Origin of the sequence: Klebsiella sp. HMSC09D12 (assembly GCF_001808475.1) — a bacterium.
Lineage (GTDB): Bacteria > Pseudomonadota > Gammaproteobacteria > Enterobacterales > Enterobacteriaceae > Klebsiella > Klebsiella oxytoca.
Window position 1 is genome coordinate 33,058 of sequence record NZ_KV793388.1, and the last position, 13,614, is coordinate 46,671.

14 protein-coding genes are annotated in these 13,614 nt (G+C 57.2%); 2 read left to right on the top strand and 12 right to left on the bottom strand.

The features are described from left to right. From hscA to trmJ, 7 genes are all read right to left on the bottom strand, one after another. Complete coding sequence (gene hscA / locus HMPREF3178_RS02805) at positions 1-1,851, bottom strand: Fe-S protein assembly chaperone HscA (RefSeq protein ID WP_004104504.1); 1,851 nt, start codon at positions 1,849-1,851, stop codon at positions 1-3. 15 nt (positions 1,852-1,866) lie between these two features. After that, positions 1,867-2,382, bottom strand: a complete 516-nt coding sequence (hscB, locus tag HMPREF3178_RS02810; protein ID WP_004104505.1) for a co-chaperone HscB — start codon at positions 2,380-2,382, stop codon at positions 1,867-1,869. 75 nt (positions 2,383-2,457) lie between these two features. After that, positions 2,458-2,781, bottom strand: a complete 324-nt coding sequence (iscA, locus tag HMPREF3178_RS02815; RefSeq protein ID WP_004104506.1) for an iron-sulfur cluster assembly protein IscA — start codon at positions 2,779-2,781, stop codon at positions 2,458-2,460. Positions 2,782-2,800: 19 nt separating this feature from the next. Continuing rightward, positions 2,801-3,187 carry a Fe-S cluster assembly scaffold IscU gene (gene iscU / locus HMPREF3178_RS02820; protein WP_002913991.1) on the bottom strand — a complete coding sequence of 129 codons (387 nt, stop codon included), beginning with the start codon at positions 3,185-3,187 and terminating at the stop codon, positions 2,801-2,803. Between the two features lie 26 nt (positions 3,188-3,213). Continuing rightward, positions 3,214-4,428, bottom strand: coding sequence for a cysteine desulfurase (gene iscS / locus HMPREF3178_RS02825; protein WP_004134936.1), 1,215 nt, complete (start codon positions 4,426-4,428; stop codon positions 3,214-3,216). 175 nt (positions 4,429-4,603) lie between these two features. Next, positions 4,604-5,095, bottom strand: a complete 492-nt coding sequence (iscR, locus tag HMPREF3178_RS02830; protein ID WP_004104510.1) for a Fe-S cluster assembly transcriptional regulator IscR — start codon at positions 5,093-5,095, stop codon at positions 4,604-4,606. Positions 5,096-5,346: 251 nt separating this feature from the next. Continuing rightward, complete coding sequence (trmJ, locus tag HMPREF3178_RS02835) at positions 5,347-6,084, bottom strand: tRNA (cytosine(32)/uridine(32)-2'-O)-methyltransferase TrmJ (protein WP_004104512.1); 738 nt, start codon at positions 6,082-6,084, stop codon at positions 5,347-5,349. 120 nt (positions 6,085-6,204) lie between these two features. Here trmJ and suhB point away from each other — a divergent pair, with 120 nt between their 5' ends. Continuing rightward, positions 6,205-7,008, top strand: a complete 804-nt coding sequence (gene suhB, locus HMPREF3178_RS02840; RefSeq protein ID WP_004104514.1) for an inositol-1-monophosphatase — start codon at positions 6,205-6,207, stop codon at positions 7,006-7,008. Positions 7,009-7,062: 54 nt separating this feature from the next. Here suhB and HMPREF3178_RS02845 read toward each other — a convergent pair whose 3' ends face one another. Further along, positions 7,063-8,043: a nickel/cobalt transporter gene (locus HMPREF3178_RS02845; protein WP_004104516.1), complete on the bottom strand. Its 981-nt coding sequence runs from the start codon at positions 8,041-8,043 to the stop codon at positions 7,063-7,065. Next, positions 8,034-8,672, bottom strand: coding sequence for a DUF1007 family protein (locus HMPREF3178_RS02850; RefSeq protein WP_004114434.1), 639 nt, complete (start codon positions 8,670-8,672; stop codon positions 8,034-8,036). The genes HMPREF3178_RS02845 and HMPREF3178_RS02850 overlap by 10 nt, the downstream gene beginning before the upstream one ends. Before the next feature lie 124 nt (positions 8,673-8,796). On the opposite strand from HMPREF3178_RS02850, the gene csiE reads away from it, so the two are divergent. Further along, entirely contained in the window at positions 8,797-10,074 is a 1,278-nt protein-coding gene (gene csiE, locus HMPREF3178_RS02855) for a stationary phase inducible protein CsiE (RefSeq protein WP_004104520.1), read from the top strand. Here the strand turns inward: csiE and HMPREF3178_RS02860 are convergent. The 3 genes from HMPREF3178_RS02860 to HMPREF3178_RS02870 form a co-directional block, all read right to left on the bottom strand. After that, positions 10,071-11,204, bottom strand: coding sequence for a 3-phenylpropionate MFS transporter (locus tag HMPREF3178_RS02860; protein WP_004104522.1), 1,134 nt, complete (start codon positions 11,202-11,204; stop codon positions 10,071-10,073). The genes csiE and HMPREF3178_RS02860 overlap by 4 nt on opposite strands. A gap of 77 nt (positions 11,205-11,281) precedes the next feature. Next, complete coding sequence (locus tag HMPREF3178_RS02865; protein WP_017145539.1) at positions 11,282-12,118, bottom strand: aldose 1-epimerase; 837 nt, start codon at positions 12,116-12,118, stop codon at positions 11,282-11,284. Next, a complete protein-coding gene (locus HMPREF3178_RS02870) occupies positions 12,118-13,554 on the bottom strand; it encodes a sugar porter family MFS transporter (RefSeq protein WP_017145538.1) in 1,437 nt (478 codons plus the stop codon). The genes HMPREF3178_RS02865 and HMPREF3178_RS02870 overlap by 1 nt, the downstream gene beginning before the upstream one ends. Between the last annotated feature and the right edge of the window lie 60 nt (positions 13,555-13,614).

Genomic DNA, 13,614 nt, shown 5'->3' on the forward strand with positions numbered 1-13,614 from the left:
TTAAACCTCGTCCACGGATTGGCCTTTCAGCGCGATACGGACCGATTGATCCATACGACGTGCGGCAAATTCCTGGGTTTGTGTGTCGATATTTTTAATCGCTTCTTTGATTGCATCGGCATCATCGCCTGCCGCTGCGGCGCGTACTTGCTCCGCGGCGTCATCGATAGCCTGACGCTCTGCGGCGCTTAACAGCGCGGCGTCGGAGGCCAGCGCGCTGACCAGACTTTCCAGCACGCGTGCGGCTTCAACTTTTTGCTCGGCCAGCATACGCGCCTGGACGTCCTGTTCGGCGTAGCTCATCGAATCTTTAATCATGCTGGCGATCTCGCCGTCGGTCAGACCGTAGGACGGCTTCACCTGAATTGAGGCCTCGACGCCGGTCGATTTCTCCATCGCCGTCACGCTCAGCAGACCGTCGGCATCCACCTGGAAGGTCACGCGAATATGCGCTCCGCCCGCCGGTAATGCCGGAATGCCGCGCAGCGCAAAGCGCGCCAGGGAACGGCAGTCCTGCACCAGCTCGCGCTCGCCCTGCATAACATGGATAGACATCGCCGTCTGGCCATCTTTGAAGGTGGTGAACTCCTGCGCGCGCGCGACAGGTATGGTGGTGTTACGCGGAATAACCTTTTCCACCAGGCCACCCATGGTTTCCAGCCCCAGGGAGAGTGGGATGACATCAAGCAGCAGCAGTTCGCTGTCCGGCTTATTGCCTACCAGAATGTCCGCCTGAATCGCCGCGCCGATGGCGACGACTTTATCCGGATCGATAGAGGTCAGCGGCGTACGGCCAAAGAACTCGCCGACGCGTTCACGCACCAGCGGCACGCGGGTCGAGCCGCCCACCATCACCACTTCCAGAACCTCTTGCGCCTCAACGCCTGCATCTTTCAACGCGCGACGGCAGGCCAATAATGTACGTTTTACCAGCGGCGCGATCAGCTCATTAAACTGGCTGCGGGTCACTTCACCCTGCCAGCCACCGACATTCACCCGCGCCGTATCGGCATCGCTGAGGGCGATTTTTGCCGCGATGGCCGCGTCGAGCAGCTCACGCTGCAGGCGGTTATCGCTGCGATCGTTCAGGCCAGCCTGCTCGCGCAGATAATCGGCCAACAGATGATCGAAATCGTCACCGCCGAGCGCGGAATCGCCGCCGGTCGCCAGGACTTCAAATACGCCGCGACTCAAGCGCAGCACGGAGATATCAAAAGTGCCGCCGCCGAGATCGTAAACCGCGATAGTTCCTTCCTGACCGGAGTCCAGACCGTAGGCAATCGCCGCCGCAGTGGGTTCGTTCAGAAGACGCAGGACGTGCAGGCCCGCCAGACGCGCGGCATCTTTGGTACCCTGACGCTGGGCATCATCGAAGTAGGCCGGCACGGTGATCACTACGCCGTCAAGCTCGCCCGCCAGCGCCTCGGTGGCGCGTGCGGCCAGCGCCTTCAGAATATCGGCAGAAACGCGAACCGGATTGAGCAGTCCGCCCGTTGTCTGAATCATCGGCAGGCCGTTTTCGCTGGCCTGCAGGTGATAAGGCAGATGCGGGTAGCGGGCCTCGATATCGGCCAAAGAGCGCCCCATCATGCGTTTGACGGAGCTAATGGTGTTGACCGGATCCTGAGCGGCGTTTTGTCGCGCGTCGTAGCCCACCGTCAAACCCGAAGCCTGATAGTTCACCACCGATGGCAGCAAATAGCGCCCCTGATGGTCGGGCAGGGTTTCGGCCTGGCCGCTACGCACGGTAGCAACCAGTGAATTGGTGGTGCCCAGGTCGATACCCGCCGCCAGACGTCGCTGGTGCGGCGCGGCGCTCAGGCCAGGCTCACTAATTTGTAATAAGGCCATAATTGCTTCCGAAAATTAAAAATCGAGCAGTTTTTCTTCGAGTTGTTCCGCACTGCTTCGCAGTTTATCGAGAAAACGCAGCTTGCGCACGGTATCCGCCGCCGCCTCCCACGTCTCGTTATTCAGTTGTTCAACCATCAGCTGATGCCGGGTATCAAATTGCGCTTTGACCCGCTTGATAAAACTTTCCAGCCGCGCTTCATCTTTCGCCTTGCCTATCTCATCAAGCTCTTCGCGCAGTTCCAGCTGTTCCATCAGGAACGCGGTATCGCGCACGGTATGCTGCTCGCTGGCGAGATCGAATCCGTGAAGCGAAAGGAGATATTCGGCGCGGGTCAGCGGGTGGCGAAGGGTTTGCCACGCCTGATTGATGGTGGCGGACTGCTGCACCGCGGCAAGCTGTTCGGCCGCGCTGCCGCTGGCGAACTTGTCCGGATGATACTGGCGCTGTAGCTCCTGGTACCGGGCAGCCAGAGGTTCTAACGAAAGGGTATAGCTGGCCGGTAACCCGAAGAGGGTAAAATAGTCCATAACAACCTCAGGGTTAACGAGATAAAGCAAACCCCACTTACGGATGTCCGCAGTGGGGTTAAGATGACATTGCAATTACACGTTAAAGCTTTCGCCGCAGCCGCACTCGTCTTTCACGTTCGGGTTGGTGAACTTAAACCCTTCGTTAAGACCTTCTTTGACGAAGTCCAGCTGCGTGCCGTCGAGGAACTGCAAGCTTTTGCCGTCGATCACGACCTTCACGCCTTTGTCTTCAAACACGGTGTCTTCTGCCGCCGGCTCGTCAACAAACTCCAGTACATAAGCCATACCCGAGCAGCCGGAAGTTCTGACTCCCAGGCGCAGACCAAACCCTTTACCGCGGTTGGCCAGAAAGGTGTTGACTCGCGCTGCTGCACTGTCGCTTAAAGTAATCGACATAACAAACCTCAACTCTTAATTATTTTGCTTCACGTTTGCTTTTGTAATCCGCAATCGCGGCTTTAATCGCGTCTTCCGCCAGAATAGAGCAGTGAATTTTCACCGGCGGCAGTTCGAGCTCGTCGGCGATATCGGTGTTTTTAATCGCCTGAGCTTCGTCCAGCGACTTCCCTTTCACCCATTCGGTCACCAGGGAGCTGGAGGCAATAGCGGAACCGCAGCCGTAGGTCTTGAAACGCGCGTCTTCAATGATACCTTCATTGTTGACTTTAATCTGCAACTTCATCACGTCGCCGCACGCCGGTGCGCCAACCATACCGCTGCCGACGTTTTCGTCGCTATTGTCGAAAGAGCCGACGTTGCGCGGATTCTCGTAATGATCGATAACTTTTTCGCTGTAAGCCATGATGAATTCTCCTTATTGGTGCCGAATTAGTGATGTGACCATTCAATGCTGTTCAAATCCACGCCCTGCTTGAACATTTCCCACAGCGGAGAGAGTTCGCGCAGACGGCCGATGGAGTTACGGACCAGATTGATGGTGTAGTCAATCTCTTCTTCGGTAGTAAAACGACCTAAAGAGAAACGAATAGAGCTATGCGCCAGCTCGTCGGTCATCCCCAGCGCACGCAGCACGTAGGACGGCTCGAGGCTTGCGGAAGTACAGGCTGAACCGGAGGAGACCGCCAGGTCTTTCAGCGCCATAATCAGCGACTCGCCTTCAACGTAGTTAAAGCTGACGTTGAGAATGTTCGGCGCGCCCTGCTCGAGATCGCCGTTCAGGTAGACCTCTTCCATATCTTTTACGCCGTCCCACAGACGGTTACGCAGGCCGCGCAGGCGGGCCATTTCGCTTTCCATCTCTTCTTTCGCGATACGGTAAGCTTCACCCATACCGACGATCTGGTGGACTGGCAGCGTCCCGGAACGCATACCGCGCTCGTGACCACCGCCGTGCATCTGCGCTTCGATACGGATACGCGGCTTACGACGCACGTACAGCGCGCCGATGCCTTTCGGGCCGTAGATTTTGTGGCCGGAGAAGGACATCAGGTCCACTTTCAGCTGGCTCAGATCGATAGGCAGCTTGCCCACGCTCTGGGTCGCGTCAACGTGGTAAATGATACCGCGGGCGCGGCACATCTCGCCGATGGTAGCGATATCCTGCACCACGCCGATTTCGTTATTCACGTGCATAATGGAAACCAGGATGGTGTCATCACGCATCGCGGCTTCCAGCTCTTTTAAATCGATAATGCCGTTACGCTGCGGGGCGAGGTAGGTCACTTCAAACCCTTCGCGCTCCAGCTGACGGCAGGTATCCAGCACGGCTTTGTGTTCGGTTTTGCTGGTGATGATGTGCTTGCCTTTTTTCTGATAAAAGTTGGCTGCACCTTTAATCGCCAGGTTATCGGACTCCGTCGCGCCGGAGGTAAAAACGATTTCGCGCGGGTCAGCGCCGACCAGCTCGGCAATCTGATTACGGGCGATATCTACCGCCTCTTCAGCCTGCCAGCCAAAACGGTGTGAACGAGAGGCCGGGTTACCAAAGGTCCCGTCCAGGGTCAGGAACTGCATCATTTTCTCGGCAACACGCGGGTCCACCGGCGTGGTTGCGGAGTAATCGAGATAGATCGGTAATTTCATTGCTCTATAAACTCCGTACATCGCTTCAATGCAAGGAATCAGGCAACCGGCTGGATGTACGACCGAGTACACAGGATGTCGGAGCATCCCGGCCTGATTCGAAAATCTTTTTATCTTTTTTACTCAGTTCGTTTCAGCTTGCAGCACATCGCTGCAAGATGAAACTGAACGAGAACTACGCGCGCAGTTTGACGTCGATAGCGTCCTGAGCACGGGTATTACGCTGGGATTCATGGTTGTGCTGACGACCGGAGACATCGAGGATTTCCTGGTTATTCACCAGTTCGCCCAGCGTGATGTTATTCAGAAAACCGGTCAGTCGCTCGCTCAGATCGCGCCACAGCGCGTGAGTAAGGCACTTATCGCCGCCCTGGCAGCCGCCTTTACCCTGACAACGGGTGGCGTCAACGGATTCGTCTACTGCGCTGATAACTTCGCCAACCGCGATGCTACCCGCTTCTTTACCTAACAGATAACCGCCGCCTGGACCACGTACGCTGGAAACCAGACCATTTTTGCGCAGGCGAGAGAACAGCTGTTCCAGATAGGAAAGCGAAATTCCCTGACGCTCTGAAATATCAGCCAACGGAACCGGACCCGATTCAGAGTTGAGCGCAACGTCAAGCATCGCGGTCACGGCATAACGCCCTTTAGATGTCAGTCTCATGTCTTACTTAACCTCAAACTCGCCCCTGCCCGGGCTTTTTATTAATATGGGTATTGCATAGCAAGGGCAAGTCTGACATTCCCGAGTAAATTGGTCAACTATTTACTTGACTGTTTTAGTCAGGTATTTGGCTTTCCGTGCCGTTTCACTTCAGCGCGGCCTGACGCCCTCACTCCGCCCCTCTTCCACAGGGAGAGGGGAACCCGCAACGACCGTGCCAGCATCGCGCCGCCGGGCAACGGCGGGCACTATTATTCTTTATTTTTCTGCTGCTGCTCAATTGACGCCAGCATGCCGCGCAGGATGTTTAGCTCCTGGCTTTCCGGACGGGCGCGAGTAAACAAACGGCGCAGTTTGTTCATCACCTGACCCGGGTGGCTGGCGCGAATAAATCCGGTTGCCAGCAGCGTCTGCTCCAGATGACCGTAGAAACGCTCTAAATCATCCACCAGCGGATACGGGGTTTCCTCATGCTCAGCGACAGGTTCATTTTGTTCCTGCGCCGCCAGCCAGGCCATCCGGACTTCATAGGAGATAACCTGTACCGCCATCGCCAGGTTCAGCGAACTGTATTCCGGATTCGCGGCAATCGCCACGTGGTAGTGACACTTCTGCAGCTCTTCGTTAGTCAGGCCTACGCGTTCGCGGCCAAATACCAGCGCGATCGGCGCATGCTTCGCTTCCGCAACGCTTTTCAGACCGCATTCACGCGGATCGAGCATCGGCCACGGCAGCGTGCGGGAACGCGCGCTGGTTCCCACTACCAGGCTGCACCCCGCCAGGGCTTCATCGAGGGTATCAACGATGTTGGCATTGCCAATCACGTCGCTGGCTCCGGCCGCCAGAGCGATGGCCTGAGAATCAGGTTTAACCAGAGGATTAACCAGCCAGAGGTTGGTTAACCCCATGGTTTTCATTGCGCGGGCGACGGAGCCCATATTGCCGGTGTGTGAGGTTTCTACCAGTACGATTCGAATATTTTGCAGCATTATGGTTCTTCGGCTAAAGATTATTCGTGCATGCTATCATAAAACGGAGACATAAGCAGATTTCACTGTTACTATATGCGCCGTTTTTTCCCGTTCTTTAACATCCAGTGAGAGATACCGATGCATCCGATGCTGAACATCGCCGTGCGCGCAGCGCGCAAGGCGGGTAATTTAATTGCCAAGCACTACGAAACCCCTGACTCCGTAGAAACCAGCCAGAAAGGCAGCAATGATTTTGTGACCAACGTCGATAAAGCCGCAGAGGCGATGATTATCGAAACCATTCGCAAATCTTACCCGCAGCACACCATCATCACCGAAGAAAGCGGTGAGCACGCTGGTGAAGATCAGGATGTTCAATGGGTTATCGATCCACTGGATGGCACCACCAACTTTGTAAAACGTCTGCCCCACTTCGCCGTCTCCATTGCCGTACGCATTAAAGGCCGTACTGAAGTAGCCGTGGTTTACGATCCAATGCGTAACGAACTGTTTACCGCAACCCGCGGTCAGGGCGCGCAGCTGAACGGCTACCGCCTGCGCGGCAGCAGCGCTCGCGATCTCGATGGCACGATCATCGCCACCGGCTTCCCGTTCAAAGCAAAACAGCACGCGACCTCCTACATGAACATCCTCGGCAACATGTTTACCGAATGCGCGGACTTCCGCCGTACCGGTTCCGCCGCCCTGGATCTGGCCTACGTTGCTGCTGGCCGCGTTGACGGCTACTTTGAAATCGCGCTGAAACCGTGGGATTTCGCGGCCGGCGAGCTGATCGCCCGTGAAGCCGGCGCTATCGTCTGCGACTTTACCGGTGGCCATAACTACCTGCTGACCGGCAACATCGTTGCAGGCAACCCGCGCGTTGTGAAAGCGATGCTGGCCAATATGCGCGAGCAGCTGAGCGAAGCGCTGAAGCGTTAATTTCTCACCGCATGAAAAACAAAAAGGAAGCCGCGGCTTCCTTTTTTTATCGCTTCAAAACGGACGCAGGCCGCCGCCCGATGGCATCGCGCTGCTCCACATCACTATCGCCGCCGCCAGTAAGATGACGCCTCCGGCCAGCGCCAGCGTTGCCCAGCCAATCTGCTTCCACAGCGCCGGCGCCCGGCCGGCGCTCAGCCTGACCGCCAGCTGACGGAAGCCATGCACCAGCAGGGCCAGCGCGCTAATCGTTAACGAGGTACCTGCCGCCATCGCCATCGCGGCCGCCATGCCCCAGCTAAATACGCCGATAACCTTGCTGAATAACAGCACCATAATCGCTCCGGAGCAGGGCCGCATCCCCATTGACAGCACGATAGCCAGCCGCGCCCGCCAGTCGTCGCCGCTTTGCAGCTGTTCCGGCGCCGGCAGATGCTGATGCCCGCAGCCGCAGTTGGCGTGATGAACGTGATGCGCGGTGAAGGCGGTGAATGTCGGCCGGCGCAGCAGTACGCGCAGCTTTTTTAGCGCACGCCAGCACAGCAAAAGGCCCAGCGCGCCGACCAGCAGATAGCTTCCCTTTTCCAGCCAGAAGCTGCTCAGATGCAGCTGTCTTGCCGGCAGCCGCAGCAGCGTCAGCACCACGACGATTAAGGCGATGGCCACCAGCCCCTGCAGCAGCGAGGCGGCCAGGGTCAGACCGATGCTCGATTTCAGCTTCGATGGATGGGTTGCCAGCCAGGTGGTTATGACCACCTTGCCATGCCCCGGCCCCAGCGCATGCAGGACGCCGTAGGCGAAGCTAAATCCCAGCAGCGACAGCCCGGCAGCGGCAGGATTCTCCGCAACCGCCTGCAGAAGCCGACTCAGTTCGACATTCAGCGCGCGCTGCCAGACCGCGCTTTGCAGCAGCACCTGCGGCCAGGCCCGCCATAGCCAGAAGCCAGCTCCGGCTGCCAGCAGCAGAAACAGCGCCAGCGGCCACAGCTGACGCCAGCGCGGCGAACGGCCGTTTTGTGCAAAAATCACTGACATTGCAGCGTTACCTTTTGCGCGAAGTAATTCCCCAGTTCCATATCCTCCGGCGGCGCATCCGCTTTATCCAGCGACTGCGCGTAGGACAACATTTTTTCATTAGGTTTCGGCGTCATCACTTTTGCCGTGCAGCCCGCTGTCATTGCAGCCGGCAGAACAAAGTCTGCGTCCTGGTCATAATACATATCAACATAATAAGTTGGGTCGTAGGTGGAAAAGGTGAAGGTTTGCCCGGCCAGAGGCTGCGGCTTCGCCAGCGGCAGAGTAAAAGAGAGTACCGCCTGATGGCCGCTGCGCTCAAGGCCATAGCCATCGGGCCGATTATCAAACTTCACTCTCTCACCGTTATGCCACAGCTCGCTGAAATAGTGCTGGCCCAGTACGTTAGCCATCACTTCCGCCGCCAGCTTTTTCCAGATTTCGCTACCGGGTTTGGCGTTGCCCGCATCATAGAGCAGATCGGCGGAGGTGATTTCATCCATCGTCCAGCGCATTTTAAAGCCGGTAAGTTGCCCATTTTCCGCTACGGCCTCGGTTTGCAGACTAATGAAACTGTGCGGATGCGCCGCCGCAGATAGCGATAAAAACATGAAAAACGCTACGCTGACGCATTGTTTCACTCTCTTCATCTGTTCCTCGCGTGAAAAATTCTGTGAACCCCGCCAGCAATCCTGATGTAAAGACCCGGAAATGCCCTGTTCACCCGCAATACATTAACTACTCTTAACGAAAACCCTAACTGGAACTAACCGGATGATGACAGTGATTGAACCACCATCTGTGCTTTCCAGTCCACAGCGCCGTAGCCAGGTGCTCCTGATGTTTTATCTGCCCGGGCAGTCCGTGACGCCCGAATGGCTGGGTAACCTCACCCAGGTTGATGAGGATACCGCCCGGCAGGACATCGCGGAGACGGGACGCGAAATTCAGCGTTATCACCGCTTGACCCTGACTTCACAAGCGGACGGCAGCTATCGGATGGAAGGCGCCGCGCTCGATCAACGCTTATGCCTGCTGCACGGCCTGCGCCGCGGGCTGCGCCTGTGCCCGCATTTTGTCAGCCACCATTTTACCCCGGCTCTGAAAACGCAGCTTAAACAGCAAGGTATCGCACGCACGCTCTATGATGACACCAATCTTCAGGCATTGGTCAACCGCTGCTCGCGCGCCCTGAACCGGCAGTTTGACTGCCGCGACGTGCATTTTCTGCGTCTTTATTTACAGTATTGTTTGCTGCAGCACCACCTTGGGCAGAGTCCCTCTTTCACTCACGAGCAGCAGCGCTGGGCGCAGGCCGCCGCCGAATTTGCCCTCGCGGAGGAGATTGTCCGCCACTGGCAGCGGCGGGTTGCGGCAGCGCCCCACGCAGGAGAACAGCTGTTTTTGACCCTGCTGTTTATGCTGTTGAAAACTCCCGATCCTATTCGCGATGGTCATCAGCAGGATCGACGTCTGCATCTGGCTATATCTGGCCTGATTCACCGCTTTCAGAACCTGGCGGGTCGTCCGTTTAGCGATGAACAGGGGCTCAGCGATCAACTCTATATCCACCTCTCGCAGGCGTTACATCGCAGCGTTTTCGCTATCGGTATCGATAACGCGCTGCCGGAGGAAATTGGCCGTCTTTATCCCCGCCTGATGCGCACCACCCAGGCCGCACTGGAGGAGTTTGAAGCCAGCTGGCAAGTGCGGTTTAGCCAGGAGGAAGTCAGCCTGATCGCGGTGATTTTCGGCGCATGGCTGATGCAAAAAAGCGATCTGCAAGAGAAGCAGGTGGTGCTGCTTACCGATGATAATCCGGATCTTGAGCAGTCGCTGGAGCAGCAGCTGCGCGAGTTAACCCTGTTGCCGCTCAATATCAAGTATTTGAGCGTGAGCACCTTTCAGAAAGAGGGCGCCCCGAAGGAAGTGACGCTGATCGTCACTCCCTATACCACCGCGCTACCGCTGTTTTCACCGCCGCTGTTTCATGCTGAAGAGGCGTTCAGCGATCATCAGCAGCAGCAGATTTGCAAAATGCTGGAGGCCTAGGCTACCGCTTTTGGCCTCACCACCAGCGCCGGTAAGGCCACCAACGCCATTACCCAGAACACGCCCTGGTGCAGATGCTGGTAGAGGAAACCGGCAAATACCGTCATCACCGCAATGCTGCCGCCCATCGCGACGGCGGAGTAGACCGCCTGCAGGCGGATCACTTCGCTGCCCTGACGCGCTGCGATATAGCGCATCGCCGCCAGATGGCACACCGTAAAGGTGCCGCAGTGGAGGATCTGCGCGACGATAAGCCAGGGTAGCGCCGTCGTCCAGCCCATCAACGTCCAGCGAATCAGCCCGCACACCGCGGACAGCAGCAGTAGATCGCGGGCGCTAAAGCGACGGAAGACTTTTTTGCTCAGCGCGAAAATCACCACTTCCGCCACCACGCCAAGCGACCACAGATAGCCCACCGCGGAGGCCGAATACCCCGCCTCCTGCCAGTAGATAGCGCTAAATCCGTAGTAGGCGGCGTGCGCTCCCTGCAGCAAACAGACGCAGGCGAGGAAGCGCCAGCTTTGCCGCACCAGCGTAAGCCAGGCCGCCAGGCCGGCCGCTTCCTGCTGGCGGGACTCTCCCTGCGGCTGCACCGACGGTTTCAGCAGCATGCCGAGCAGCATTGAAGCAATACCGACGCTGAGCATCACCAGTATCATCCGGTAGTCATACAGGCTGACCAGCTTCCCGGTTAGCGCCGAACCAATGACGAAAGCTATCGATCCCCACAGACGCACGCGCCCGTAGTCCATGGTGATCTGCTTTTGCCAGGTATTCGCCAGCGCGTCGGTGAGCGGCACCAGCGGCGAGAAAAAGAGGTTAAAGCCGACGATAATCACCATTAGCCAGGCGACATGATGGCCGACCCAAAATGCGAGCGCAAAAAGCAGCGTCAGCAAAGCCAGAATGCGTAGAGAAGAGATCAGTCGGGACGGGTCGCTGACCCGCGGCGCAATCAGCAGGCTGCCAAGAAAACGCGACACCAGCCCGGCGCCGAGCAGCATACCGATGGTTTCCGGCGTCAGGCCAAGTCCGGAAAGCCAGACGCTCCAGAAAGGCAGGAAGATACCGTAGCTAAAGAAATAGGTGAAGTAACTAAGCGCCAGCCAGCGCGTGGAGTGTAAGACCATGATTCCCTCCCGAATGGAGGCGACAGTCTGGCGATAAAGCGGGGCGGGTGCAAGATGCCCTCGCCCCAAAAATGGCGCTACTCGCGCCCCTGAACGTCTATTTTTAGCGAAAAATTCAGCGTATCTCCGGTGCCCAAAACCCGCAGCCCCGGCTGGCCGTCCATGTTATGGGCGTTTACCGGGTGAGTTTGCGGCTCGAGGCAAAGGAACGGTTCACCCTGCATTCTAAAGAGCATCAACCACGAAGTTTGCGAAAGAATTGCGATATTCATCACATTACTTACTATCCTCGCTCGTCCACTCCAGCCGGAATAGCCGACGTTTAGCCAGCGATCCTCACCGTACTGCGGGTGACTGAAATCGGCATAGCCGGGAAGAGGGCTTTGCCAGTTCAGAGGAAGGTGCTGTTCCCCTTCCGGCCAGTAGCCACTGGCGGCAAACTGCACCGTGCTGCGCTTATCAAAGGAGAAAAAGGGATGAAAACCGCAGCCGTAGGGGATAGGCGTGCTACCGCAGTGGGTAAGCGTCAGCGACGCTATCAGTTGGTTACGCAGCAACTGATAGCGGATCTGCGCCAGGTAATCGAAACCGCAGACATGTTGCCGACGCAGCTGTAACACGCAAAAATCGCCGCCGCGCGCAATGATATCCCAGCACTGCAGCCAACCGTCGCCGTGGAGAAAAAAATGCGCGTCGGCGTGGTGACGTGGCAGGACTATCTCGCGGCCCTGAAAAATGAAGCGATTTCCGGCAACGCGATTGGCCATCGGCAGCATCGGAAACATGCCGCCAGCGGGATTTTCATATAGCACCGGCGCCTGATATTGCCGCGAGAATAAACTTTGCACTTTGCCGCCCAGAGAAGAGACGCACATCCGCAGATGCGCGTTCTCCATAATCCACTCTTCCGCCATTAGCGCGTCGGCTCCTGCTTCGCCGCATTAACGCCCGTATGGCGTTGCGCCAGCTGTTCTTCCAGGGCTTCGAGAGTGATCCCCTTTGTTTCCGGCACGTTGCGCAGAATATAGAGATAGCCGGCAGCGCAAATGATGCCATACAGCAAGAAGCTGCCCGCCGCGCCCAGTCCGGCATTAAGCAGAGGGAAAGTGTAGGTTAACAAGAAACAGGCAATCCACAGCGCCAGGGTACCTAAAGACATGGCGAGTCCGCGAACGCGGTTGGGGAAGATTTCAGCCAGCAGTACCCAGGTGACCGGCGCCAGGGTCAAGGCGTAAATGGCAATAGCCGCCAGCACCAGCAGCAGTACCGGCCAGCCCATAATGCCCATGGCGTAAGCGCCGGCAATCAGCACATAGATCAGCGTCAAGCCTGAAGCGCCAAGCAGCATCAGTTTACGGCGGCCGATTTTATCCACCAGCGGCAGCGCGGCGAGGGTAAATACCAGGTTTACAACCCCCGTCGCGACGATCGATTTAAGCGTGCTGTTAATATCGAAGCCCGCTGAGGCAAAAATCTCCTGTGCGTAGTTAAAGATGACGTTGATTCCGCACCACTGCTGGAAAACGGCGAGAACCATGCCAATGATAACGATCGGTTTCACCTGCGGAGCCAGCAGTGCGCCATAGGATACTTTATGGTTATCTTTTTCCAGCGTGTGCGCAATGTCGCGTAATATTCTGTCGGCATAGTCGGCAGAACCAATACGTTCCAGCGCGGCTCGGGCACGCTCAGGCTTACCGGCTTTCATAAGCCAGCGCGGCGATTCGGGAACAAAAAACATCAGTACCAGAAACGCCAGCGCCGGAACCAGTTCTGCGCCGAACATCCAGCGCCAGCCCATCTGCCCGTTCCAGGTTTCTACAATCATTTGCTGCGTCGCCCCCGTCTCTACGGGTTCCGCAATCATCAGGTTAATAAGCTGAGCGGCCAGCACGCCAATCACGATAGTGAGCTGGTTGACCGCAACAAAGCGCCCTCTTTTTTCTGCCGGGCTGACTTCGGCGATGTAAAGCGGGCTGAGAGCGGATGCCAGACCAATCCCCACGCCGCCCACAATGCGGTAAACCACAAACATGTCGAAACTGCTGGCGACCGCCGTCCCCCACGCCGACGCGCTGAACAGCACGGCGGAAAGTATTAAGGGCAGCTTGCGCCCGAGTTTATCGGCGCACCATCCCGAGATTAATGCGCCGAAAACGCAGCCCACCAGCGCCGAACTCATAGCCCAGCCGGATTGTGCCGGGTCGGTAATGGAAAACCAGGCTTCATAAAATGGCTTAGCGCCGCCGATGACTACCCAGTCATAGCCAAACAGTAAACCACCGCAGGCGGCGACCAGACAGATAGTCCAGACGTAGCCCATTTTGAGATGTGTCTGCGCGTTATTCATAATGATTCCTCTATAAGGGAAACGCAGGGAACAGTAGGGTACAGGCGAGCCAGGCCCGCC